Origin of the sequence: Halostella salina (assembly GCF_003675855.1) — an archaeon.
GTDB classification, from domain to species: domain Archaea; phylum Halobacteriota; class Halobacteria; order Halobacteriales; family Natronoarchaeaceae; genus Halostella; species Halostella salina.
Genome location: NZ_RCIH01000004.1, coordinates 213918 through 236663 on the forward strand (window position 1 = coordinate 213918; position 22746 = coordinate 236663).

Genomic DNA, 22746 nt, shown 5'->3' on the forward strand with positions numbered 1-22746 from the left:
ACGCCGGTCGCGACGGCTCGGTGACGGAACACAAAAATAGCGGGTCGGCGTAGCTCGGGGTGATGACTCTCTCGGAGGAGGCCCGCGAGCGGCTCGCCGACGTCGTGGAGCTACAGCCCACGAAGAACGCCGAACTGCAGGAGCGGTGGGGGGTCGAGGGAGGGAGCGAGGTCCACTCGTACCTCGAATCGGAGCTGAAGGAGTACTACTACCGCGACGACAACAGCCTGATCCGGGCGACGGCCGAGGCCGCGGAGCTGGTCGACGTGGAGCCGGGCGTCGAGGGCGACCCGGACGAGCGCCCGAGCGTGATCCGCGTGCCGGAGCTACAGGCGCAGGTCTTTCAGGTCGTTGCCGGGCCGGACGAACGCTCCGAGAGCGTCGTGTCGGTGCTGCACAAGCTCCGCGAGGCGTTCGGGATCGACCCCGACACCGACGACGTGCGGTCGGCGCTCCAGAGCCTCCGCCGGAAGGAGGTCGTCGAGGTGGAGTACCGGACCGTGCCGACGTTCCGGCTGGCGGTCGAGCGCGACACGGTCGACGTCGAGGTCGCCGACTAGGGCCGACGGCCCGCGACGCAGCCCTCAGGGCCGCCGGCGGTCCCGTCGGTCGGCGAGCAGTTTCTCGATCCGTTTCCCCGGTCCCCCCTCGATCGGCCAGCCCCTGGAGCGCCACGTCGGCGGCTCCGGCTCGAACGACGGGCAGGAGCCGGCACACTCCGCAGCGGTCTGGCACCGGTCCTTCGCGGCGCACCACGGGAGCAACTGGCCGCCCTCGGACCGGAGCTGAAAGTGTCGACAGTCGGGGCGCATCGTGTCGACGAAGGAGCGCCAGCCGCGCTCGTAGGCGCGCTCGGCGAGCGCCAGCCGCTTGTCGGCCTTCCAGTCGGCGTCGACGTACTCGAACCGCGCGGCCGACCGGTCGTACGCCGACCCGGACGGCCGGTCGAGGATGCGCGTGCCCGGCTCCGACGCCGGAAGCGTCCGGGGGTGCCAGGCGACCGTCGCCTCGGCGGCGTCGGCGTCGACGGTGAGAACGCCCGCCTCTACGGGGAGGTCCTCAAGCAGCACCGGCTCGACGCGGTCGCCCGTCTCGCGGGTGGCGACCCACACCTCGTCGGCGAGCGCCAGCGCCACGTCGCGCTCCAGTTGCGGGCGGAGCCGTCGGGCCGCGCTCGCGTCGAGGTCCGGCTTGTTCTCGACGGCGACGACCCGGTTCACCCAGTCCGGGTAGGCCCACCTCCGACGGATCTCGATCCGGTTGCCGTCGCGGCGCGTCTCGACGATCCCCCGGTCGGCCGCGCGGTGGACCGCCTCGCGGACGTACCGCCAGGGGTAGCCCGGGTCGGGGAGCGCGTCGCGGTACCACGCCCAGTCCTTGGGAGCGTTCCGAACCACGTGGAGCAAGTCAGAGTCGAGCCGTTCCGGCCCGAACCGGGAGCGCCGCGCCAGCGCCTCGCGGTCGGATTCGATAACGATCGTGTCCCAGCGCCGCCGCTCCGTACCGAGCTGGCGCGCGACGAGCGGGACCGTCCCGTCGGCACGCTCGCCGGCCGGGGGCCAGTTGCGCTCGGCCCACCAGCAGACGCGCAACTCGAAGCCGAACTCCGCGTCGTCACCGGGGATCACGGGCGGGAGTGCGCGCTCGGCGGGCTAAGGCGTTCGGGTTCCGGCCCGTGCCCCCGGCGTCGTCACGTTCGACGGCGGGGCGTGCCGCCTGCCGTCCTACTCGGCGTCGTCCTCCTCAAGCTTCTCGTCCAGGAACTCGTGGGCGTCCTCCAGTATCTCGCGGGGGCCGTCCTGCGTGACCGTGTTGACCGCCTGTTCGTAGTCGCGCCACTGGAGGTCGCGGTGCTCGTGTGACAGCTCCGCGCTCGCCTCGTAGGACCGGGCGATGAACAGGTGCACCGTCTTGTGGATGGTCTTCCCGTTGGCCTCGAACACGTAGTCGTAATCCTTGCGGAAGCCGTCGAGCAGCCTGAAGTCCTCGATCCCGGCCTCCTCCTGTACCTCCCGTATCGCCGTCTGCTGTAGCTCCTCGTCTCCCTCGACGCCGCCTTTGGGGAACTCCCAGTCCCCGGGGCGGCTCTTCAGGAGTAGGTACTCGCGCCGTCCGCGCGTATCCCGAAAGAGGATCGCGCCGGCGCTCGTCGCTTCGACCGTCATTACCTTTACGTAAACGACGATCTGTTAAGAGGATACCGGAGCCGGGACGCCGTCGGCGGGGCCGTCGCGGTACGCTTTTACGCGCGGAGCGTCCCACTCTACGAATACGATGACGTTCGTCACGAAGCTCCGCCTCCAGAGCGGGGACCGGGCCGCCCTCGACGGGGTCGTCGACGACATCCGGTCGACGGCCGAGCGTAAGGGAGCCGAACTGAAGGGACCGCACTCCGAACCGCCGACCGAGCTACGGGTGCCACAGCACAAGCGCGTCGACGGCGGCGGCCGATTCGAGAACTGGGAGTACGTCGTCTACGCCCGCGAACTGGAGATCCACGGCCACGACGAGCTCGCCCGGCGCGTGACCGAGCGGGAGTTCCCCGCCTCCATCCACGTCGAGGCCGAGGTCGAACAGGTGAACCCGCTCGGCAGCGGGCGCGACTAAAACGCCGTCTCGCCGACCAGTTCGAGGAGTTCGGCCCGCCCGTCGTGGTCGTTGTCGTCGAACGACGACACCCTGATTCTGGCCTTCTTGTCGACGTGGTCCGCCGACGCACCGTCCACCACGAGCGTCGAGTCGCCGACGCGGGCAACCACCTCGCCGTCGCGGACGCCGGTCAGGATCACCGTGATCTCCGCGCCCGGGTCGAACGCCGGGGTCGCCGTCCGGAACTGCCAGCCCTGGAAGTACTTCCGGATCATAGCCGGGCCACCTCCCCGCTCTCGCGGTCGTGGACGTACTCCCTGCCGAAGCCGGTCACCGCGGCGATGAGGAACACGGCCACGAGGAACCAGCCGTGGAACACGTAGAGGAACACGTCGACCGGGTTGACGACCATCGACTGGGTGAACCACGAGTACGTCGCCGGCAGGCCGGTCAGCTGGGCGTACCCCACGAGGACGCCGCCCGACCACGGGAAGATGTACCCGAGCGCGGACGTGTTCGCGTCGAGGATGTTGGCGCGCCGGTAGCCGTTGATGTTGAACCGCTCGCCGATCCGGGCGATGTAGGGCGCGATGGCGATCTCGGCGGCCGTGTTGATCGTGATCATCGCGTTGACCAGCGCGGTGCCGCCGACCATCGTCGTCTCGGCGCGCCGCACCGACGTGGCGACGTTGTCCAGCAGCCAGTTCTGGATCGCCGCGAACCCGCCGCCGCGGATCATGATCTGTGCGCCGGCGACGATGAGCAGCGTGAGGACGATAAGCGGGAAAAAGCCCTGCGCGCCGGCGTAGATGCTGCCGGCGACGCCGGGGTTCTCACTCACGACCTCGACGAACGGCAGGAAGTCGACCGCGTCCGCGATCGGCGCGTCGGCCGGCGCGCGGAAGACGAGCATCTCCGAGACCGACGCGAGGCCGAACACGACGTTGAACGCCGCGGCCACGATGATCCCCCACGAGATCGCCTCGACGATGTGCCGCCCCGCGACGGCCGTGGCGATGACGACGCCCATCGAGACCAGGTGGAGCAGGCCGGCCGGGTTGCTCTCAGCGATCAGGAGCGCCCGGGCGTCGCCGCTCACTGAAACTCCCTCCATCACGTTCCCGGCGACCACGTAGGCCGCGAACGCGAACACGGCGGCGACGATCGCGTACTTGAACCGCGAGGCGACGACCCCGCCGATGTCGGAGTCCTGCGTGACCGCGGAGACGATCGTCGTGTCGCTGACCGGCGCGAGGTTGTCCCCGAACACCGCGCCCGAGAGGATCGCCCCGAACAGAAGCACCGGGTTCGCGCCGAGCAGGACGCCGGCCGGGAAAAAGAGTCCCGAGAAGGCGACGGTCGTGCCGTACCCCGTGCCGATCCCGGTGGCGAGCAGGCCGGCGAGGATGAACGTGATCGCCGGGAACAGGGCCGCCCCGACGCTCGCGGCGTCGGCGGCCCAGACGAGGCCGCTAACGAACCCGCCGACCTGAATCGTCTCGGCGAACATCCCGGCCCAGAGCCAGGCGACGATCGCGGTCGCCGCGACGCGCTGGGTCATCCCCTCAAAGATCGTGTTCGCGTACGTCTTCCAGGAGCCACGGACAAAGAGCATGCCCACGATCAGCCCGATCAGCATCCCCGCGACCAGGCCGGTCGTGTCGCTGATGCGGAGCAGCCCGCTCTGAACGATCGCCCACACGATGAAGAAGGCGATCGGCACCGCACTCATCGCCTTCCCGCCGTAGAACTCGATGTTCGGCCCCTCTCTGGCGGACGCTGCCTCACGAAGCTCCTGTTCGATGTCGCTGTCGTCGGGTGGGTCGTCTTCCCCTGCCATGTTTCTGTGACCCCCGCCGACACATTTCAACGTTGGTGGCAACCGGGAACGGCAGCGGCCCCCACAGGTATCAACGGAGGCATACGGGCGACAGCAGTCCGTATAAGTCGACGGGGACCGAGAGACGAGATATGTCAGGACAGGTCACTCGGGACCGGATCGTCGAACTCAGACGCGACCTCCACCGCCGACCGGAGCAGGCCTGGCGGGAGTTCTACACCACAGCGCGGGTCGTCGAGGCCGTCGAGGCCGTCGGCGTCGACGCCCTCCACGTCGGTCCCGACGCGCTCGTGTCCGACGAGCGCATGGCCGTGCCGGACGACGAGACGATAGCGGCCGCCGCCGAGCGCGCTCGCGAGGCGGGTGCGGACGCGGAGGCCGTCGAGCAGTTGGCGGGCGGCCACACGGGACTCGTCGCGGAACTCCACCGCGGCGATGGGCCGACCGTCGCGCTCCGCGTCGACATCGACGGGCTTCCGGTCGAGGAGTCGACCGACGGTGACCACGTCCCGGCCGCGGAGGGGTTCCGGTCGACCCACGGCGGGTCGATGCACGCCTGCGGCCACGACGCGCACGCCGCCATCGGCGTGGGCGTGCTTGAACGCGTGGCCGAGAGCGACTTCTCGGGCACGTTCAAGGTGCTGTTTCAGCCGGCCGAGGAGGTGATCGGCGGCGGGAAGGCGATGGCCGAGAGCGGCCACGTCGACGACGTAGACTACCTCCTTGCGGTTCACGTCGGCCTCGACCACCCGACCGGCGAGGTCGTCGCGGGGATCGACGGCTTCCTCGCGGTCGAACACTTCGACGTGACGTTCACCGGCGAGTCGGCCCACGCCGGCGCGAAACCGAACGCCGGTCGCAACGCGAACCAGGCGCTGGCCGCGGCGGTGCAGAACCTCTATGCGATCCCCCGCCACGAGGACGGCGCGACGCGGGTCAACGCCGGCCGGATCGAGGGCGGGACCGCGGCGAACATCGTCGCCGAACACGCCGAGATGGCCGTCGAGGTGCGCGGCGAGACGACGGCGCTGAAGGAGTACGTCGCGGACCACGCCCGGCGCGTGATCCGGAGCGCCGCCGAGATGCACGACTGCGAGGCGACGGTCGACACCGTCGGCGACGCGCCGAGCGCGGTGAGCGACGCTGATCTGGTCGACATCGTCGAGGGGGCGGCGAACGGCCACGCCGACGTGGAGCGGACGCTCCGGCGCGACGACCTGGGCGGGAGCGAGGACGCGACCTACCTGATGCAGCGCGTGCAGGAGAACGGCGGCCTCGCGTCGTACGTCGCAGTCGGGACGGACCACCCCGGCGGCCACCACACGCCGACGTTCGACGTGGACGAGCCGACGCTGGGGATCGGGATCGACGTGCTGTCGGAGACGGTGCTGACGGTCGCCGAGGAACAGCCCTGAACGGCGACGGGCGAGTAGCCGATTCGAGTGCGAGCAGGCGACCCGTCGGGGCACGGTATCACGGGGCGGCGGGTCGCGCAACCGCGCAGCCGTCCCCGCGGCGGGTGGTCAAAGCACGCCGGGGCTGGCCGCGTCTTCGGACAAAAAGCTCAGTACTTGGGATCCGCGCCGGTCGTCTCGTACACCGCGTCCATCAGGTCGTCGCGGCGGGCCTGCCAGTCGTCGAAGGCGTCGGGGCTGGAGGGGTATTCCCCGTAGTGGTCGATGATGTCGTCGGCCCGCTGTTTGGTCTTGTAGAACGTCCAGATCACGTCGTAGTAGCCGAAGCTCTGGATGGCGGTCTGGAGCTTGAGCTTCCAGCCGATCGAGGTGCTGCCCGAGTACAGCGCCTCCGCGAGCTTGTCGCCGGGGAGCGATGCCAGCAGCCCCATCAGGTCGTCGACGTCGACGGCCGTCGAGAGGATGTTGTACACGTCCAGCCCGGCGTACCGCGACCCGAAGTGGTCCATCACGCGCTCGTTGTACTCCCAGAGGGCCGCCTCGCTCACGTCGCCCGCCTCGATCCCCTTGACCGCGGCCTCGGCGGCGTACTTGCCGGCGTAGGCTGCGCCCGCGATGCCGCCGCCGGTGGTCGGGTTGACGTGGCCGGCCGCGTCGCCGACCGCCATGAAGCCGGGGGCGACGGCCGAGTCGTACGGGCGGCGCGTGGGCAGGGCCGCGCCGAGCTTGTCCTCGACTTCCGCGCCCGCGAACTCCTCGCGGTCCCGCAGGTCGCGCTTCAGGTCGTCGACGAGCTGCATCGGCTCCTCGGTCATCTGGAAGCCGAGGCCGGCGTTGATCTCGGTGTCGGTGCGGGGGAAGTACCAGAGGTAGCCCGCGGCGCGCTCGGTCGGCTTGAACACCAGCGCGTCGTCCCACTCGACCGGCTCGTCGACGTGGACGATCTCGCGGTACGCCGAACAGAACTGCGAGTAGTTGACGTTCGTGTCGAACGTGGCGGCCTCCAGGTCGGCCTTGTCCTGCAGGATCGACAGCGACCCCGCGCCGTCGATGACGACCTCGGCCTCGTAGGTGACCGGATCGCCCTTCCGGACCGCACTGACGCCGGTGACGCGGCCGTCGTCGTCCTGCCGCACGTCCTGCACGACGGTGTCGTAGTGGAACTCCGCGCCGGCCTCGTCCGCGCCGTCGATGATCCGGCGGCCGTACTCCCAGCGGTCGATGACCGCGAGTTCGCCGGGCACCGGGATCTCGAGGACCGTGTCCTCCTGCGGGATCTCGAAGCGGCCGTGGTCGACGTCCGTGTTCGTCATCGCGGGTTCGAGCTTCGACTTGGGGATCGCCTCCGGGAACGCGTCGGCCCCCTTCAGTGCGTCGCCGCAGGCGATGTGGCCCGCCTCCTGCTCGTCTTTCCGCTCGACGACGACCACGTCGTACCCCGCGTTCGCGACCGTCGCGGCGGCGTAACAGCCGGCCGTCCCCGCGCCGACGACCACCACGTCGTACGACCGCGTCCCGCCGGTCGGCCCGGTCCCAGCACCGGCCTCGCTGCTTGTCATGCCTCCCTGTGTTCGGCGAACCGGCAAAACTCTTTATGTACCCCCGGCGGACGCCCGATGCCGCCCCCGGATCCGTCGGTCCAGTGGGGGACGGAAGTGGATAAAGAGTTTTGGGGCGATGTTTCGTACCCGAAGCCATGACCGAGTACACGGTGGAGTTCATCGGGACCGGCGAGGCGATCACGGTCTCCGACAAGGAGACGATCCTGAGCCGCTGCATCGAGGAGGGCATCGCTCAGGAGTACTCCTGCCGCGTCGGGATGTGTCTCGCCTGCTCGGCGAAGATCGAGTCGGGCGAGGTCACCCAGCCCGCGGCCCGCGGCCTCACCGACGAGGAGGCCGAGTCCTACGCCCTGACCTGCATGGCCCGCCCGCAGTCCGACCTCGAGCTCGACCGCGGGAAGTACCCGCCCAGCATCGAGACGGACGCGGCGGCGGGCGACGCGGCCGCCGACGACTAGCGGTTCTCCCCGAACCACTCGACCGCGAAGTCGACCAGCGCCCGCTGCGAGCAGAGCGTCGCCGTCCCCTCGCCGACCGGGCCGGTGGTCGCGCCGCCCTCGGTTTCGAACGCCGTGCCGACCGCCGGGAAGTCGTCGGTGTCCGTCTCGATGTCGTCGTACTCGACCCAGCGGCGCTCGCCGTCCGCAAGTACCGGGCCACCGCCCGTAGTCTCGACCTTCTCGAAGTCCGCGCGGTACTCCGCGAGGTGGAGCGACGTGTTGACGTCGTGGCCGACGCCGAGCAGGAGCACCCTCCCGTCGCGGTCGTAGACGCGGGCCAGCGGCGACCCCTCGCCGAGCGGGTAGTCGAACGAGTGTCCGTCGGTGATCGCCGCCGCGTCCGGCCCGTTTGCGGCGAAGGAGAGGGTCGGGTGCCGGCTCCGGACGGTGTCGGGGTAGTTCCGGAAGCATTCGGGGACCGCCCCCACTCCCCGCGTCGGGGTGACGGCGGGGCGGTAGGCCGGCGCTTGCTCGCGGATCGTCCCGTGCCAGGACTCGGGCACCGGCGGGTTCGACCAGTTCGACGGGTCCGAGCACTGAAAGCTATGCGTCGGTGTCACGAGCGTTCCGTCGTCGCCGACGGCGGCGAGCAGGGCATCGACGACCGCGGGCGCACCGCCGGGGACCCAGCCGAGGGAGGACAGCGACGCGTGGACGATCAGGGTGTCGCCGTCCGAGATGCCGAGGTCGCGCAGATCCGACTTGATGCGGTCGGGCGTCACGGGTTCGCCCGTCCGTTCGACGACCGTTTCGTCGGTCATAGACGTGGCTCTCCACGGGCCGGCAACTGCTTTGTGGTCCCGTGGTCGGCGTTCACACCCGTCGGGGGAGTCAGCCCGCCGCGCAGTTGTTCGGCCCGAGTTCGAGTTCGAACGCCGTCCCGTCGTCGGCCGCCTCGCGGCCGAGGTTGACCGCGATCACCCGTTCGTGGTTCGCCGGGGGATCGGGCAGGTTCCCGGTGACGTGCGCGACGAACTCGTCCTCGGCCATCGACAGCGCCGGGAGCGACTCGCGGAGGTCGCCGACCGTCGCGGCGTACGCGTCGCCCGTCCGGGGTCGTGCGTCGAGTTCGTAATGTCCCGGCGCGACGACCGTGTCGTCCGGCAGCGCGAGCAGGCGGTCGTGGAGTGTCCCGTACAGCGTCCGGGCTGCCGCCTCGGGATCGGCGGTCGCCTCCAGATCGGGCCGCGCGACGGCATCGAGAAAGAGGCTGTCGCCCGTCAACACCGCGTCGTCGACGCGGAACGCGGTCATCTCGGAGGTGTGCCCCGGCGCGGCCAGCGCCGAGAGCGTCGCGTCGCCGAGTGGGAGTTCGTCGCCGTCCCCGACAAGCGTCGCGTCGAACGCCAGTCCGCGGTCCGCCGCGCCCTCGGGCAGCACCGGCTCGGCGTCAGCCGTTTCGGCGACCGCGCGCACGCCGCTGACGTGGTCCGCGTGGACGTGCGTGTCGACGGCGTAGTCGATTTCGACCCCGCGTTCCGACGCATCGTCGACGTAGCGGTCGGCGAACGCCCGGAGCGGGTCGACGACCGCCGCCCGGTCGCCGTCGTGGACGAGGTAGCCCAGACAGCCGCTGGAGGGGCGCTGGTACTGGACGACGGTCGCCGGGCCGTCGGTCGGCACCGGCTCCGCCAGGAGAACGCGCGCCCACTCGTCCATCCCGCCGGCGAGGTTCACGGCGTCGACGCCGTCCTCGCGGAGCAGTTCGGCGGCGTAGTCGCTCGCCTCGCCGCGGCCGCAGACGGCCACGACCGGCTCGGCGAGACCGTCGACGAGGTCGGCCGCGCCGCCGGTGACCTCGGCCTGCACGAAGCGGTTCTCGGGCACCTGGGCCGCGTCGACGTTCGGCCCGTCCACGCGCCACGTCTCGAACTCGTCGCGGTCGCGCACGTCGACGACGGCAACGTGCTTCCCACTCCGGATGCGGGTCGCCAGCGCCCGCGGCATGATGGTGTGGTCGTCCATGTGCAGAGGGTACGCGCCGCGGGGGCAAAAGACGGCCGCCCGGGTCAGCGCCGTCGGGCGAGCCAGACCCCCAGTGCGGCGAGTGCGACGAGCGGACCGAAGCCGGGCTGACCGCCCGAGTCCGTCGACTCGCTCGGCTCGCCGTCAGTCGGCGTCGTGCCGTCCGTCGCCGTCGTCGGTTCCGGTGCGGTAGTCGTCGTCGACGCGACGCTCGTCGACGTGGTCGTCGACTCGGCGGCCGCGACCGACACCGTGCCGGCAGCGGTCCCGTCGACGCTCACGCCGACCTCGCCCAGCTCGTCAACCGCGACCGTCGCGGTCGCGGTCCGGGTCTCGCCGGGTGGCACGGTGACCTCGGCCGTCGTTACCGCCTCACCGTCGACCGTAACGGGGAGGGCCGCCGTGCCCGACGCCTCCCCGTCGTTGGTGACGGGGACGGAGACGGCGACGCTCTCGCCGGACTCGACGGCCGTCCGGTTCAGCGACGGTTCGCCCACGTCGAGCGCGGGCCGCTCGACGGTGACTGCGAACGCCGACAGCCCCGGCGACCGGGCGCGGACGACGTACCCCTCGACCGTCTCGCGCTCGACGTCTGTGGGGAGCGCTGTCCAGTTGCCGTTCGTGTAGCGCTCGACGGTCACCGCCTCGGGGTCGGCGTCCATCGCGTCGAGTCGGTCGCGCGAGACGGTAACCGTGAACGTCACGGACTCGACGGCGTCGTCCTCGAAGTCGTGGTCGACGACGACGTAGTCGATCGGTTCGCTTCTGCCCGTGTCCGGCGCGGGCACGTCCGCCGGGACCGAGGCTGTCCCGTTCACCGTCAGGTCGTAGTTTCCGCTCTCCGCCGGAACGACCTCGACCGCGGTCACCTCGGCGGCGTCCTCGCCGTCGGGGTCGGTTCCGTTCGTCTCGTTGTCGGATCCGGTGTCGTCCGTTCCGTCGGCCACGTTCAGGTCGACTGTCACCGTCTCGTTCGGCTGTGCCGCCTGCACTTCGACCCTCGTCCCGTCGCCTTCACCGCTCGGCTCGACCGAGACCGTCGTCACCGGGTCGGGGAGGTCGCCCCCGACGCCGCCGCCACCGCCGCCGCCGCCGGTGTCGCTCGACTCGTCACTGTCGTCGCTCGTCCCGTCGTCCTCGCCCTCGTCGGACTCCCTGGCGACGCTGACTGTCCGCGGCGTCGCGCCGCCGACGGCGACGGCGCGGTCTCCGCCCTCGTCGAGGCTCACCGTCCGCTCGACGGTCCGGTGTTCGCCGGGCGCGAGCGTGACGGAAACGGTGTCGACCGTCGCCCCGTCGACCGTCACGGGCACGTCGGTCGTCGTCGCGGTGTCCCCCTGATTCCCGACGGTGGCGTTGAGTGTGACCTCGTCGCCGGCGTCGACCTCGGTCGACGAGACGGTCAGGTCCGAGGCGACGACGCGTGCGGGCTCGGGGCCTGTGAGCGCCGCCATCGAATATCGCTCGGCGACGAACGCGGTGCCGCCGCCGCTGGCCCCGAGGAGGCCGCCGAGTTGCCGTGGCTGCTCGTAGGAGTAAGTCCCGTCGACGCTCCCGTCGGTGGCGTTCAACGAGACGAGCGCCCCGCCGTCGACGATTACCTGGCCGTCGGCGGCGAAGAGCCGCATCGGCCTATCCGTCGCCGTCGGCGTGGGCCGCCACCGCTCGTCGCCGGTGGTCGCGTTCAGCGCCACTACGCCGCCCGACCCGTTGAACGTGTACACGCCGTCGCCGTCGACCGCGATCCAGTCGAGTGGATCTACCACCGGCTGAATCTGTCCGTCGCCGTCCCGCTCTACGACCGTCGCGTTCCAGACGCGTTCACCGTCCGCGGTGTCGAGTGCGGTGACGCTCGGTCCGGCCCTGGCGTACAGCCGTTCGCCGCGCCACTGAACCCGTCCGAGCGATTCGACCGACGCGTTCCACGCCCGTTCCCCGGTCGCGGCGTCGAACGCCGTCAGCGTCCCGGCGTCCGAACGGTCGGGGAACGTCGGATGCGAGACGACCAGCGCGGTCCCGTTCCGAACGCGCAACCCGACCGAATCGGCGTCGACGGAGGCGTTCCAGACGCGCTCGCCGGTGGTCGCGTTCAGCGCCGTCACGTTGCCCAGGTCGCCGGCCACGTACAGCCGCCCGTCGTGGAGTCGAACCGTGGCCTCCGAACCCTTCACTGAGCGGTTCCACAGATCCTCCTCGTCAGCGGTGGTGGCGACGACCGTCGTCATGGGTGCGTAGACCAGTCGACCGTTCCTGCGTGACTCGACTTCGCTCGACGCCGCGTACACCCGATCGCCGTCGACGATCGGCCGGGCGTAGGACGATCCCGGGCCGACACTCAGGTTCCACTCGACTTCGCCGGTCTGCTTGTCGACCGCCAGCAGGTTCGTACTCGAATCGTCGTAGTCGCCGACCGTCGTTCCGACGTACACTCGGTCGCTTGCGGTCGTAGCTGCCGGCGAGAGTTCTGACCCGGCGGCCGCTCGCCAGTCCACCTCGCCGGTCCCCGCGTCGACGGCGACGATGTCGTAGGCCAGCGGTCCGATTCGTTCCTCCGGCGGTTGCCTGAAGTCGGTGACGTACAGCGTGCCGTTGCCGGCGATGGCGAACTGCGGGTAGTACAGTTCGTCGTCAGTCGACCACCTGGGTTCGAGTTCGCCGTCGGGTACGTCGACGTCCCGGCCGTCGCCAAGGAACAGATCCAATAGCGACGCTCCGTCCCGCGGCGCGACGTACACCCGCGTCGCGCTGGCGTCGGAGAGGCCCGACCCGTTCGTCACGCGCAGCCGAACGGGCTGGTAGCCGGCGTCGCCGTACGTCATCGTGACGCGCTCGCCCCGGCGCTCGTAGTTCCCGTCGCCGTCCGTGTCCCACTCGTAGGTCAGTCCAGTTCCGGCGGCGTCCGACGAGGCGCTCGCCTCCAGTTCGACTGCCTCGCCCGCGACCGGCGTGTCGTTGACCGTGACGGCTGCCTCGACGCGCTCGCGGACGGTCACGTTGACCGTCGTCGTGTTCGTCGTCCCGGCGTCGCTCGTCAGTCGGACCCCGACTGCGTACTCCCCGGGGTGGGCGTACGTCCGGTTCAGCGTCGGGCCGGTGGCCTCGTACGTGCCGTCGCCGTCCGGGTCCCACTCGTACGTCGTGACCGTCCCGCCCGGAGCCGTCGAGGCGCTCGCGTCGAGCGTCACCTCGCGGTCCTCGACGGCCGTCGTCGCGCCGTCGACGGTGATGATCGGAACCGACTCGCCGACTGCGACCAGTTCACCGTCGCCGGTCGTGAGGTACGCCCGTTCGTCGGCGACACTTGGCTGACTGCCGCCACTCCCGACTGCGAGCGTCCCGACCGTGGTCCCGTCCGAGCGGTCGTACACTTTCAGCGTCCCCTCGTCGTTGAAGTACACCGCCTCGTCGGTCGCCGCGGGCTGGCCGATTGGGTCACTGGGATCGAAAGTGTAATTCACGGGACGTTTCCAGCGGGCCCTCCCGTCTCCGTCGTACGCAACGAGTGTCTCCTGATCGAGGCCCGTGGGAGCGATGATCATCCGTTCACCGGGCCCGTCGACGACGGCCGGTCGACCGCGGATCGGGTCATCGACGATCGTTTTGCGATCTCCCGGAGTGCCGTTTCTCAGACCTCTGAACCCGCCGGTGAGTATCCCGTTTGAGACGACTGGCGGGGTGATATAGAGCCCCCCTCGAATCCATTCCCCGACGTAGTCGCCGGACTCGCGCTCGCTCACCGACACCTCCCCCATCCCTTGGTTGTTTACGTTGGAGAAATACACCAGGTTCTCGGACACCGCGGGTGTCCGAACCGCCGTCCCCTCCGTGCCGTCGGTCTGCACCCACCGGGTTTTTCCATGGGTCGCGTTGACCGCGTGAACTTCCTGTTCCCTGCCCAGGTTCGTCGCGAAGTAGACGGTCCCGTCGGCGACTACCGGCGAACTCGTCCGCTCGTCGTAGGTCGTGTAGGTCCACGCCGGCTCGCCCGTCGCCGCGTCGAACGCCGCCAGTCCCCCCGCGTTCGTCGTGACGAACACCGTTCCGTCGGCGACGGCCGGCGTCCCGGTCGCTCGGTCGACCGTACCGATCGCTTCGGTCCACTCCACCTCGCCGGTCGTCGCGTTCAGCGCCGTCAGGTTCTCCCCGTCGGCGAGGTACGTCGTCCCGTTCAGGACGGCCGGCGGCCCCTCGACGTCCGTGTCCGCGTCGTACGACCACGCCACGCCGAGGCTCGTTTGCGGTCCCTCGACGTCGGGCGCGTAGCCGGTGCCCCGCGCGTTGTACCCGGCCATCGGCCAGCCGTCGCCGTCGTCCTCGTTGCTCGCGGCGGCCGCGTCGTCGGCCACCGCCGTTCCGACGCCGGCCCCGACCGACACCATGGCGCCCCCGACGAGCAGCACCACCACCCAGAGCGTCGCCGTTCGCCGCCCGCTGTCATTCATTTCGTACTGATGTCAGATAATCATCTCATAAATAATTGGTTGGTGCGCCGGGCTTGCCGCTGGCCACCCGCGGGCAATCTTCAATGCCCTCCCCGCCGAACGTCGGGACATGAACGCCGCCGACCTCCGCGACGCCGTCGAGGACGACAAACGGACCGAACTCGACCGGATCGGTTCGTCGAAGTTCCTGATCGCCGCGACCGAGGCCGACTTAGAAGAGGAACCGGTCCTCCGTGCGGCCGCGAACAGCGAGCACGCCGCCGCGGAGACGTTCGCCGCGTGGGCCGACGACGAGGACGACGACGCCGCGGCCGACGCCTTCGCCGCAGTCGCCGAGCAGGAGCGGGAGCATTACGACCGCGTGGGCGACCTGCTTCCCGACGACTTCGAGCCGGCCGACGGCGGCCCGATGCACGCGTACCTGCGGGACCGCGAGGACACCGTCGCCCGCGTCGCCGGCGGACTCGTGGGCCGGCCGCTGGTCAGCGTCCGGAGCCACACGCAGGTGATCAGCTTCTTCGTCAACGAGGCCGACGAGGCGACGGCGAACCTGTTCCGGGAGCTGAAAACGGAGACGAACGAGGAACTGGACCGCGGACTGGAGCTGCTCGATGATATCTGCGAGACCGAGGACGACTGGGACCGGGCGCAGTCGGTCGCGGGCTACACGATCCAGGTGGCGTACGACGACTACGCCGACGCGCTGACCGAACTCGGCGTCGACGTGAAGCCCCTCTGCTGACGGCGATTGTGGTGCTGTCGTGGCCGCCCCGCCGGGAGGCCGGACGCTCGTGCGCCGGCCGTACACGCCGAGGGCAGGGTTAATCCGTCGCGCTCGAATATCATGGTATGACCCAGCACACCACCCGTCGGCGGTTCCTCGTCGCGGCGGGGGCCGCCGGACTCGCGGGCTGTCTCGGTGGCCCACTGTCCGGCGGTCCGGGGGCCGGCTCCGACGCGCCGCCGCCGACCGCCGAAGCTGAACTCCCGGTCGAGTACGACATCGCCCAGCTCCGCGATGAGGTCACCTCCGGCGGTGTCTCGAAGGACGGGATCCCGTCCATCGACGACCCTGATTTCGAGCGCGCGGACGACGCTGATGGCCGCCTCGACGACGGGGACGTGGTGTTCGGCGTCGTCCGGGACGGCGAGGCGAAAGCGTACCCGCAGTACGTGCTGGTTCACCACGAGATCGTCAACGACGAGGTCGGCGGCGACCCGGTCAGCGTCACGTACTGCCCGCTGACCGGGACCGCCCAGGGGTTCGAGCGCGGGGAGACGACGTTCGGCGTCTCGGGCGACCTGCTCAACAGCAACCTCGTGATGTACGACCGCGGCACCGACAGCCGATGGCCGCAGATGCTCGCCACCGCGATCCGGGGGGAACTCCAGTGGGAGCGCCTCCGGGAGTTCCCCGTCGCGTGGACGACGTGGGGGCGCTGGCGCGAGGCGCACCCCGAGACGGCGGTGCTGACGGAGGACACCGGCCACGTCCGGGACTACGGCGACGACCCCTACGGGAACTACAACCCCCGAAAGGGGTACTACGAGAGCGGCCTGTCGCTGTTCCCGACGCTCGCGACGGACGACCGCCTCGACGCCAAGTCGGTCGTCGTCGGGACGCGGACGACCGACGGCGTCCTCGCGGTGCGGAAGGCGTCGCTCCGCGAGGCGGGCGTCGTCGACGCGACGGCCGACGGAACGCGCTTCCTCGGGGTTCACGACCCCGAACTGGACGTTGGATACGTGTACCGCAACCCCGACGGGGCGACGTTCGAGCGCCGTGACGGCGCGGTCGTCGGGCCGGACGGGGACGAGTACGCCCCCGCCGACCTCCCGCTGGACCGGTCCCTCTCGTACCACGCCATGTGGTTCGCGTGGGCGGGGTTCTACCCGTCGACGGCGCTCCATGACTGACGCGCTCCGACACACGGCGGCGGTGGTCCGCCTGGCGCTCGGCCGCCGTGACGGCGCAGCCGTCGCCGCGACGACCGGCCTCGCCTATCTCCTCGCGTACCTGTACGCGCTCGGCGACCTGGCGGTCCGGCCGGGTCTCGGAACGGACCTCGTCGTCGCCCGGGAGCCGCTGACGACGGCGTTCCGCCGCGTCGGTCCGGCAACGTTCGAGGCGGTCGCGCTGGTCGACGTCCACGTCGTTCGGCTGCTGTTCTCGCCCGGCAACGTCCTCGTCGGCGGCGCGCTCGCCGCGCTCGTCGGGGCGAACCTCGCGCTCACCTACCTCGCGGTGCGACAGCCGCGGGCTTGCGGACTGTCCCCGACGGCGGGTCTCGCGGCGTCGCTCCCGGCGCTGCTCTCCGGCACGGCCTGCTGTGGCCCGGTCATCCTGCTGTTGCTCGGGATCCAGGCCAGCGGCCTCCTCCTGACGGCGTTCGCGTGGCTGGTCCCGGTCGGGGGGCTGTTGCTGCTCGGGACGCTGGTGCTCGCTGGCCGACGCGTCGACCCCGCGGCTCTGGCGGCCGGGGACGCGTGACCTCGTCAGTTACTACTCTCGGCTGTAGTGGCGGTCGCGTTCGCCGACACCTCGACGGTCGAGTCCTCGCGGATCGCCGCCCAGTCCGTGATCCCCGTGACGGTGCCGTTCGCCAGGTCGACGTCGACGCTGTATCGCAGGTCGCGGCGCTCGTCCGCGCTCGGCTGCCGGACCCTGACGACCGCACGGTCCTCGACGTAGGACGGGTCGCGCTCGACGACGACCGCGTCGTCCCGGTCCTCGGCGGAGACGTTGCCGGTGAAGACGTACGTCTGGTTGCCGCTGCCGTTCGTGACGCCGTCCGCGTCGATGGTGACGTTGTAACTCCGCATCCGGTCGGCGGTCACCCGGTAGACCGGATCGACGCCGAGTTCGTACCCGTCCAGCCGGTCGAGTTTCGCACGGACGGTGGCGTTGCTTCGGGCGATCTCGACGGCGCGGTCGCGTTCGGCGGCCGAGAGCGGCCGCTCGGCTTCCGTCTCGACCGTGAAGCGGCCGGGCGCGGTCTCTTCGACCCGGATCGCGGTGACGTTCGCCGTGTTCTCGACGACCGTCACGTTCCCCGCGCCGTCCGAGAACGTGACCGAATCGCCGGCGACGACGAACTCCCCGCTCGTGCCCCCGGCCCCGATCGGTTCGGTCACGCCGACCGCGGCTCCGACCCCCGCCAGCCCGACGCCGAGCGCGGCGAGACAGAGCAGGACAGCGAGGCGCACGCGGACGTGGCTTCCCATACTGACGTGTTCGCTGCAAGCCCCAATAACCGTTCATTGGAAACGCGTTCGGAAGCAGTTGGAAACGCGTTTCACGGCGTTTCACGGCCGCTGCGGGCCGTATAGACCAACACACTGAAGTCCTATTCAGCGGATACGTTCGCGCATGGACGCCCGAGCCCTCCGGACCGCCCACCTCGTTGCAGCCGCCGTCTTCGTCGCCGCCGTGCTCGTCCTCGCCGTGCAGTTGATCACGCCCTCTCCCGTTGTGGTGTCGGTCGGCGAGAGCGGCGCGGAGACGATGCAGGTCGGCCAGTACTTCACCTACGGCGAGGTAGCGGTCGTCGCCGCGGCGGCGCTGGCCGGCGGCGCGAGCGGGACGTACCTCGTGCTGGGCGGCCGAGACACCTCATCCGCGGATCCGCAACCGGCGAGCGCGCGTGACGGGACCGCGGGGCGGCCGGCCGCCACCGGCGGAGTCGACGCCAGCGACGACGTGTCCACCGCCCGTGACGGCGGAGACGACTCGCCCGACGACCAGCCTGTCGACCTCCGCGAACGCCGGGCGGAGACGCTCGACCGGCTGGCCGGCAACGAGGCGACCGTCTTCTCGAAGCTCCTCGATGCCGACGGGGAGATCCCACAGCGTGCGCTCGTCGAGGGGACCGACCTCTCGAAGGCGACGGTCAGCCGCACGCTGGACAACCTCGAACACCGGGGGCTGGTCGAGCGCAAACGCAGCGGGATCGGCAACACGGTCCACCTGCTGGAGCGCAGATCGCGGCCGTGAAACGGTTCCGAACCGGTTCCTGAGGGGTTTCCAATAAACGGCTTTGAGGGCTTTCGCACAACGGTGTACCGCGGCGAACGGGGCGACGGTGGCGCTGGTCCCCGCCGAACCCGCGCGGACGAATCGTCACCGTCGCCCCGGCAGCCGCCACGACACCCATGCAACGACAGCTACTCACCGTCGCGGTCGCGGCGCTGCTCGCGTTCGGCGCGGGCGGCGTCGCCGCCGCGGCACCGACGAGTCCGCAGCCGGCACCCGGCGACGGGTCGGCCGCGGACGTCGCACAGCCCTCCAACCACACCGTCGAAGTCGTCGACCCGGACGACGAACTGAGCGATCGGGACGTCGAGCGTGCGTGGCGAACCGCCTGGGACCACGACGCGGTCCGGGACCACTTCGACGGCGGTCCGGTTCACTTCCACGTCGAGGCCGTCGACGGCGACCTCGAAGTGTACGTCGCGCCCGACGAGGGCGCGCCGCCCGAGGTCGTCGCCGACGTGGCTCTCGACGACGGCACCGTGACCGAGGTCGAGGAACTGAACAACGTCCGGACGGCGTCGGAGTCGGAGACGAAACAGCTCCCCGCCGTCGACCTGTTGGACGGTGAGACGACTACCCTCACGCTCGGGAACGTCTCGACCGTCGAGGTCGAGGAGGTCGACCGGTCGGTCACCCTCACGCCGGTCGAGGCGACCGACGAGCTCGACGTCTCGGTGACCAACGGGACGGTCGACGAAGTCTTCACGGTCAACGCCACCGAGGCGTAAGCGACCCGGTTCCCCCGCTTCCGCATCGGTTCGGCTCCCCACAGGGAGCGACCGCACCCGGTTGAGGCCTCGTCGAACGCCGTGAAGCATAGCTTCACGTGTTTGACTTCGATTACGCCTCGTCAAACGCCGACGGACGAGCAGCGCCCCTCAGGACTGGGCGTCCGCGTCGGTCTCGGCGACGTAGTTTCGTAGCGCCTCGTCGTCGACGGCGTCGAGCACGCGCTCGGTGCCGAGCACCTCGACCAGCTTGCGGACGCCCCGGTCGGAACGGGCCTCGATTTCGGACTCGGACCGCCGGGTCCCGAACGCCCGGTCGATGTACGCCTCCCGGAGTTCAATGAACCGGTCGTCGTCCAGGTCGTGGTCGTCGCCGACCTCGTTCTCGAACCACTCGCGCCACCGGTCGCGGTCGTCCCACTCCCCGGAGAACTCCGTCTCCGGGCGGAGCCAGTCGTAGTGCGGGGCGACGCCCTCGGGGAACCCGCGCTCCCGCCGGCGGTCCTCGATCAGACACCGGGCGACGTGGCCCCCGTTGCCGGCGGCGACGACCGCCTGCGCGCTCCGCTGGCCGGCCGGCGACGCGACGTACAGCCCCGCGACCGGCGTCCGGCCGTCCGCGTCCGGGTAGTCGGGGTCGAAGCGCTCCTCGACCTCGCCGTGGTGCTCCTGCTGCTCGAACATCGTCGGCTCGTCAAGCGCCCGGAGGTAGGAGCCGTCGTACCACGCGGCCGCGACGACGTAGTCGGCCACGACTCGGCGTCCCTCGTCGGTTTCGACCGTGAACCGCGCGTCGCCGTCCGCTCGCTCGACCGACTCGACGAGCTCCGGGACGACGGTACTGCCGACTTCCTCGACGTGGGCGTGCATCAGCTCCTGGAACGCGTCCACGTCGACGCCCGCCGGGAAGCCGAGGTAGTTCTCCAGGTACGCACACCGCGGCAACGCCGCGTTTCCGCGGTCGAACACGACCGTGTCCAGCCCGTACCGGGCGGTGAACACGCCGGCCGAGCAGCCGGCCGGGCCGCCGCCGACGATAACGACGTCGTGGTCCGCGTCGTGTGACTGTCGGTCGTCCATCGCGGATCAGAACTCCCCGGTGACGATGTCTGCGACGCGCTGGCGGTCGAACAGCTGTTCCCCGCCGAACTCGTCGGGGTAGAGGCTCCCGGCGATCCGCTCGGTCTGGAACAGGTTGATGATCGGTCCCTGATAGGTCATCCCGCCGTAGACGACATCGTCGTTCCGGACCGCCCGCAGTTCGCTCGCCACGTCGTGGTTCCGCATGTGCGACACGAAGTCGGCCTCGAACCCCGCCTCGGTCACCTCGCCCTGCTGGCGGATGGCGATCACGTCCGGGTCGACCTCCAGCAGCGTCTCGTAGTCGATCGTCCCGCGGCTGGCGTGGAAGTCCGCCACGTCGCTCTCGGCCAGCGCGCGGTCGACTCCGAGGTCCCGCCAGTGCTTGGACTGGGTGCCCGAACCGATGACGTAGGGGTAGAACGCCTCCGGCGGGACGGATTTGGGGAACAGCACCGCGACGCTGGGCCGTTCGTCCGGAAGCCGGGAGTCCACGTCCGAGAGCACCTCGTCGTGCAGTTCGGCGAACGCCTCGTAGCGTTCTTGCTCCTGGAACACCTGGGCCACCTTCTCGAACGCCTCGTACAGCGTGTACTGCTCGTAGTCGTGCCACCCGTAGCTCCCCGAGAACACCGTGTTGCCGACGAAGGGGGCGACCCGCGAGCCGACCGTATCGACGTCATCCCGGTCCCACTGGATCCGGTTTATCATGAAGTTCGGGTCGATGAGGTGGACGTCGGCGTCGATGTCGTAGAACAGTTCCCTGTCGGTGCCGTCCTGCCAGAGCTGCGTGAGTTCGCCCTTGTCCACGGAGACGCCGGGCAGTTCGTCGTAGTGGTGCGAGCCGAAGCGGCGGCGGATCCCGATCGCTTCGAGGCCGTCGGCCTGCCCGAGCGCGACGCCCATGTCGGCGTAGTCGCCAGTGTAGGGGAACCAGGTCTCCGGCGGTTCGTCGAACTCGACGGTGCCGACCGGCTCCATCGTCACGGAGTGCGGACCGGTGTCCTCGCCCGTCGCCGTCGATCCATCGTCCCCCGTCGGGTCGTCGTCGGTACCGCTGTACGACGTGCAGCCGGCCGTCGCGCCGCCGGCCACGGCGGCGGCAGTCGCCCGGAGCGTGTCGCGTCGCGTCAGATCGCGTTCGACCATGTTTTTAGGCTCACCTAAAAACTGAAAAGCCTTCCGGAACGCCGCCGTTCGACACGGTACAGCGGCAGAACGCGGTATTCGGCTGTGGAGGGCGCTTCGCTACGCTTCGTCGAACGTGTCGAATCGAAGATTCGCCGGTTCGACGCGGCTTACGGAGCCGCGTCGAACAACGTCTCGCCCTCGACCATGTGCTCCTCGACGGTGTCGAGGTCGAGCGTCAGGCCGAGACCGGGCTTTTCGGGGATCTCGATGTAGCCGTCCTCGATGACCGTCTCCTCGACGAGGTCCGACCACCAGCCGAGCTCGTAGGAGTGGTACTCGACGGCCAGCGAGTTCGGGACGGCCGTGCCGACGTGGGCCGAGGCCATCGTGGCGATCGGCGAGGAGACGTTGTGCATCGCGACCGGGATGTAGTACTGGTTCGCAACGTCGGCGACCTTTCGGGTCTCGCGCATGCCGCCGACCTTCGGGAGGTCGGGCGCGATGATGTCGACCGCCTGGTCCTCGATCAGGCGGCGCTCCTCGGTGACGCGGTAGCGGTTCTCGCCGACGGTGATCGGCGTCGTCGTGGACTTCGTGACCTCCTCCTGCACTTCGAGGTTCTCCGGCGGCACGGGGTCCTCGAGCCACCACACGTCGTAGTCCTCGATCGCCTCGGCGAGGCGCTTGGCGCTGCCGCCCGAGAACGTCCAGTGGCAGTCGAACGCCACGTCGGCGCGGTCCTTCACGCGCTCGGTCACCTTCTCGACGATCTCCGCCTTGTGGCGGATCTCGCCGGGACGGAGGTGGCGGTTCGCGCGGTCCTTCTCGAAGCCGCTCGGCACGTCGAGGTCGAACTTCAGGGCGTCGTACCCCAGTTCCTCGACGACGCGCTCGGCCTCGTCGGCGCAGGCGTCCGGGTCGGCCTCCTCCTCGGTGTGGCAGTCACAGTAGACGCGCACCTCGTCGCGGTACTTGCCGCCGAGCAGCTGGTAGGCCGGCACCTCCAGGATCTTGCCCGCGAGGTCGTGCAGCGCCACCTCGATGCCGGCGATGGCCGAGACGGTGACGCCCTCGACGGAGCCCTCGCCGGACATCTTCTGGATGAGATGCTCGTAGAGGCGGTCGATGTCGAGCGGGTTCTCGCCGATCACGAACGGCGCCATCCGCTCGATGAGTTCGGGGACGCCCGCGCCCCAGTACGCTTCGCCGGTGCCGACGACGCCGGCGTCCGTGTAGATCCGGACGAGCGTCCACGGGAAGTTCCCGTCGACCATCGTCGTCTGAACGTCCGTGATCTCCACGTCGCGGCCGCCGCCGCGCTCGCGCGTGGCGTCCATCGTCTCCGCCGACAGCTCCCGCATCGTGTACTCCGCGTTGGGGTCGTGCAGGTCCGAGTAATCGATGCCCATGATAGCCAATTCACTCACTCCACAGTAAAGCTTTGAGATACCGTTCGGGGGT

21 protein-coding genes are annotated in these 22746 nt (G+C 70.1%); 9 read left to right on the forward strand and 12 right to left on the reverse strand.

Annotation, left to right across the window (positions count from 1 at the left end):
* Nucleotides 1–62 precede the first annotated feature (62 nt).
* On the forward strand, nt 63–560 hold the full coding sequence (locus D8896_RS09630; RefSeq protein WP_121821880.1) for a DUF5797 family protein: 498 nt from the start codon (nt 63–65) through the stop codon (nt 558–560).
* Nucleotides 561–584: 24 nt separating this feature from the next.
* Here the strand turns inward: D8896_RS09630 and D8896_RS09635 are convergent, their stop codons facing one another.
* Nucleotides 585–1625: a DUF5787 family protein gene (locus tag D8896_RS09635; protein WP_121822054.1), complete on the reverse strand. Its 1041-nt coding sequence runs from the start codon at nt 1623–1625 to the stop codon at nt 585–587.
* Nucleotides 1626–1724: 99 nt separating this feature from the next.
* Nucleotides 1725–2165, reverse strand: coding sequence for a bis(5'-nucleosyl)-tetraphosphatase (locus D8896_RS09640; protein WP_121821881.1), 441 nt, complete (start codon nt 2163–2165; stop codon nt 1725–1727).
* Nucleotides 2166–2274: 109 nt separating this feature from the next.
* Between D8896_RS09640 and D8896_RS09645 the strand changes: the two genes are divergently transcribed.
* Nucleotides 2275–2607: an uS10/mL48 family ribosomal protein gene (locus D8896_RS09645; RefSeq protein WP_121821882.1), complete on the forward strand. Its 333-nt coding sequence runs from the start codon at nt 2275–2277 to the stop codon at nt 2605–2607.
* On the opposite strand, the gene D8896_RS09650 is transcribed toward D8896_RS09645, so the two are convergent.
* Nucleotides 2604–2864, reverse strand: a complete 261-nt coding sequence (locus tag D8896_RS09650) for a DUF7513 family protein (protein ID WP_121821883.1) — start codon at nt 2862–2864, stop codon at nt 2604–2606. The two genes, D8896_RS09645 and D8896_RS09650, sit on opposite strands and share 4 nt — an antisense overlap.
* Nucleotides 2861–4429: a Na+/H+ antiporter NhaC family protein gene (locus tag D8896_RS09655; protein ID WP_121821884.1), complete on the reverse strand. Its 1569-nt coding sequence runs from the start codon at nt 4427–4429 to the stop codon at nt 2861–2863. The genes D8896_RS09650 and D8896_RS09655 overlap by 4 nt, the downstream gene beginning before the upstream one ends.
* 131 nt (nt 4430–4560) lie before the next feature.
* Between D8896_RS09655 and D8896_RS09660 the strand changes: the two genes are divergently transcribed.
* Complete coding sequence (locus D8896_RS09660; RefSeq protein WP_121821885.1) at nt 4561–5844, forward strand: amidohydrolase; 1284 nt, start codon at nt 4561–4563, stop codon at nt 5842–5844.
* Nucleotides 5845–5993: 149 nt separating this feature from the next.
* Here the strand turns inward: D8896_RS09660 and D8896_RS09665 are convergent, their stop codons facing one another.
* Entirely contained in the window at nt 5994–7403 is a 1410-nt protein-coding gene (locus tag D8896_RS09665) for a geranylgeranyl reductase family protein (protein WP_121821886.1), read from the reverse strand.
* Between the two features lie 137 nt (nt 7404–7540).
* Here D8896_RS09665 and D8896_RS09670 point away from each other — a divergent pair, with 137 nt between their 5' ends.
* The gene (locus tag D8896_RS09670) at nt 7541–7864 is read left to right on the forward strand and encodes a 2Fe-2S iron-sulfur cluster-binding protein (RefSeq protein WP_121821887.1); all 324 of its coding nucleotides are present in this window, start codon (nt 7541–7543) and stop codon (nt 7862–7864) included.
* On the opposite strand, the gene D8896_RS09675 is transcribed toward D8896_RS09670, so the two are convergent.
* The 3 genes from D8896_RS09675 to D8896_RS09685 all read right to left on the reverse strand — a co-directional run bounded on the left by D8896_RS09675 (nt 7861) and on the right by D8896_RS09685 (nt 14313).
* Nucleotides 7861–8667 carry an aminoglycoside N(3)-acetyltransferase gene (locus D8896_RS09675; RefSeq protein WP_121821888.1) on the reverse strand — a complete coding sequence of 269 codons (807 nt, stop codon included), beginning with the start codon at nt 8665–8667 and terminating at the stop codon, nt 7861–7863. The genes D8896_RS09670 and D8896_RS09675 overlap by 4 nt on opposite strands.
* A 70-nt stretch (nt 8668–8737) precedes the next feature.
* The gene (locus D8896_RS09680) at nt 8738–9871 is read right to left on the reverse strand and encodes an MBL fold metallo-hydrolase (RefSeq protein WP_121821889.1); all 1134 of its coding nucleotides are present in this window, start codon (nt 9869–9871) and stop codon (nt 8738–8740) included.
* A gap of 44 nt (nt 9872–9915) precedes the next feature.
* Entirely contained in the window at nt 9916–14313 is a 4398-nt protein-coding gene (locus D8896_RS09685; protein WP_121821890.1) for an outer membrane protein assembly factor BamB family protein, read from the reverse strand.
* 109 nt (nt 14314–14422) lie between these two features.
* On the opposite strand from D8896_RS09685, the gene D8896_RS09690 reads away from it, so the two are divergent.
* From D8896_RS09690 to D8896_RS09700, 3 genes are all read left to right on the forward strand, one after another.
* Nucleotides 14423–15055 (forward strand): rubrerythrin family protein, encoded by a 633-nt coding sequence (locus tag D8896_RS09690; RefSeq protein WP_121821891.1) that lies wholly within the window; start codon nt 14423–14425, stop codon nt 15053–15055.
* Between the two features lie 107 nt (nt 15056–15162).
* Nucleotides 15163–16230, forward strand: a complete 1068-nt coding sequence (locus D8896_RS09695; RefSeq protein WP_121821892.1) for a DUF3179 domain-containing protein — start codon at nt 15163–15165, stop codon at nt 16228–16230.
* Nucleotides 16223–16804, forward strand: coding sequence for a hypothetical protein (locus D8896_RS09700; RefSeq protein ID WP_121821893.1), 582 nt, complete (start codon nt 16223–16225; stop codon nt 16802–16804). Before D8896_RS09695 ends, D8896_RS09700 begins: the two co-directional genes overlap by 8 nt.
* Nucleotides 16805–16809: 5 nt before the next feature.
* Here the strand turns inward: D8896_RS09700 and D8896_RS09705 are convergent, their stop codons facing one another.
* Nucleotides 16810–17538, reverse strand: a complete 729-nt coding sequence (locus tag D8896_RS09705) for a hypothetical protein (RefSeq protein WP_121821894.1) — start codon at nt 17536–17538, stop codon at nt 16810–16812.
* A gap of 145 nt (nt 17539–17683) precedes the next feature.
* Here D8896_RS09705 and D8896_RS09710 point away from each other — a divergent pair, with 145 nt between their 5' ends.
* Together D8896_RS09710 and D8896_RS09715 are read left to right on the forward strand one after the other, a co-directional pair.
* A complete protein-coding gene (locus D8896_RS09710) occupies nt 17684–18307 on the forward strand; it encodes a helix-turn-helix transcriptional regulator (protein WP_121821895.1) in 624 nt (207 codons plus the stop codon).
* Between the two features lie 158 nt (nt 18308–18465).
* Complete coding sequence (locus D8896_RS09715; protein WP_121821896.1) at nt 18466–19074, forward strand: hypothetical protein; 609 nt, start codon at nt 18466–18468, stop codon at nt 19072–19074.
* A gap of 150 nt (nt 19075–19224) precedes the next feature.
* On the opposite strand, the gene D8896_RS09720 is transcribed toward D8896_RS09715, so the two are convergent.
* From D8896_RS09720 to D8896_RS09730, 3 genes are all read right to left on the reverse strand, one after another.
* Nucleotides 19225–20154: an NAD(P)/FAD-dependent oxidoreductase gene (locus D8896_RS09720; RefSeq protein ID WP_121821897.1), complete on the reverse strand. Its 930-nt coding sequence runs from the start codon at nt 20152–20154 to the stop codon at nt 19225–19227.
* 6 nt (nt 20155–20160) lie between these two features.
* Complete coding sequence (locus D8896_RS09725; protein ID WP_121821898.1) at nt 20161–21303, reverse strand: ABC transporter substrate-binding protein; 1143 nt, start codon at nt 21301–21303, stop codon at nt 20161–20163.
* Nucleotides 21304–21452: 149 nt separating this feature from the next.
* On the reverse strand, nt 21453–22694 hold the full coding sequence (locus D8896_RS09730) for a mandelate racemase/muconate lactonizing enzyme family protein (protein WP_121821899.1): 1242 nt from the start codon (nt 22692–22694) through the stop codon (nt 21453–21455).
* Nucleotides 22695–22746 lie beyond the last annotated feature (52 nt).

Coding starts and splice junctions, on each gene's coding strand:
- D8896_RS09690 (WP_121821891.1), top strand. CDS start 14,423: ATGAACGCCGCCGACCTCCGCGACGCCGTCGAGGACGACAAACGGACC.
- D8896_RS09715 (WP_121821896.1), top strand. CDS start 18,466: ATGCAACGACAGCTACTCACCGTCGCGGTCGCGGCGCTGCTCGCGTTC.
- D8896_RS09710 (WP_121821895.1), top strand. CDS start 17,684: ATGGACGCCCGAGCCCTCCGGACCGCCCACCTCGTTGCAGCCGCCGTC.
- D8896_RS09720 (WP_121821897.1), bottom strand. CDS start 20,154: ATGGACGACCGACAGTCACACGACGCGGACCACGACGTCGTTATCGTC.
- D8896_RS09650 (WP_121821883.1), bottom strand. CDS start 2,864: ATGATCCGGAAGTACTTCCAGGGCTGGCAGTTCCGGACGGCGACCCCG.
- D8896_RS09630 (WP_121821880.1), top strand. CDS start 63: ATGACTCTCTCGGAGGAGGCCCGCGAGCGGCTCGCCGACGTCGTGGAG.
- D8896_RS09680 (WP_121821889.1), bottom strand. CDS start 9,871: ATGGACGACCACACCATCATGCCGCGGGCGCTGGCGACCCGCATCCGG.
- D8896_RS09640 (WP_121821881.1), bottom strand. CDS start 2,165: ATGACGGTCGAAGCGACGAGCGCCGGCGCGATCCTCTTTCGGGATACG.
- D8896_RS09730 (WP_121821899.1), bottom strand. CDS start 22,694: ATGGGCATCGATTACTCGGACCTGCACGACCCCAACGCGGAGTACACG.
- D8896_RS09655 (WP_121821884.1), bottom strand. CDS start 4,429: ATGGCAGGGGAAGACGACCCACCCGACGACAGCGACATCGAACAGGAG.
- D8896_RS09665 (WP_121821886.1), bottom strand. CDS start 7,403: ATGACAAGCAGCGAGGCCGGTGCTGGGACCGGGCCGACCGGCGGGACG.
- D8896_RS09700 (WP_121821893.1), top strand. CDS start 16,223: ATGACTGACGCGCTCCGACACACGGCGGCGGTGGTCCGCCTGGCGCTC.
- D8896_RS09660 (WP_121821885.1), top strand. CDS start 4,561: ATGTCAGGACAGGTCACTCGGGACCGGATCGTCGAACTCAGACGCGAC.
- D8896_RS09675 (WP_121821888.1), bottom strand. CDS start 8,667: ATGACCGACGAAACGGTCGTCGAACGGACGGGCGAACCCGTGACGCCC.
- D8896_RS09725 (WP_121821898.1), bottom strand. CDS start 21,303: ATGGTCGAACGCGATCTGACGCGACGCGACACGCTCCGGGCGACTGCC.
- D8896_RS09685 (WP_121821890.1), bottom strand. CDS start 14,313: ATGAATGACAGCGGGCGGCGAACGGCGACGCTCTGGGTGGTGGTGCTG.
- D8896_RS09670 (WP_121821887.1), top strand. CDS start 7,541: ATGACCGAGTACACGGTGGAGTTCATCGGGACCGGCGAGGCGATCACG.
- D8896_RS09705 (WP_121821894.1), bottom strand. CDS start 17,538: ATGGGAAGCCACGTCCGCGTGCGCCTCGCTGTCCTGCTCTGTCTCGCC.
- D8896_RS09695 (WP_121821892.1), top strand. CDS start 15,163: ATGACCCAGCACACCACCCGTCGGCGGTTCCTCGTCGCGGCGGGGGCC.
- D8896_RS09645 (WP_121821882.1), top strand. CDS start 2,275: ATGACGTTCGTCACGAAGCTCCGCCTCCAGAGCGGGGACCGGGCCGCC.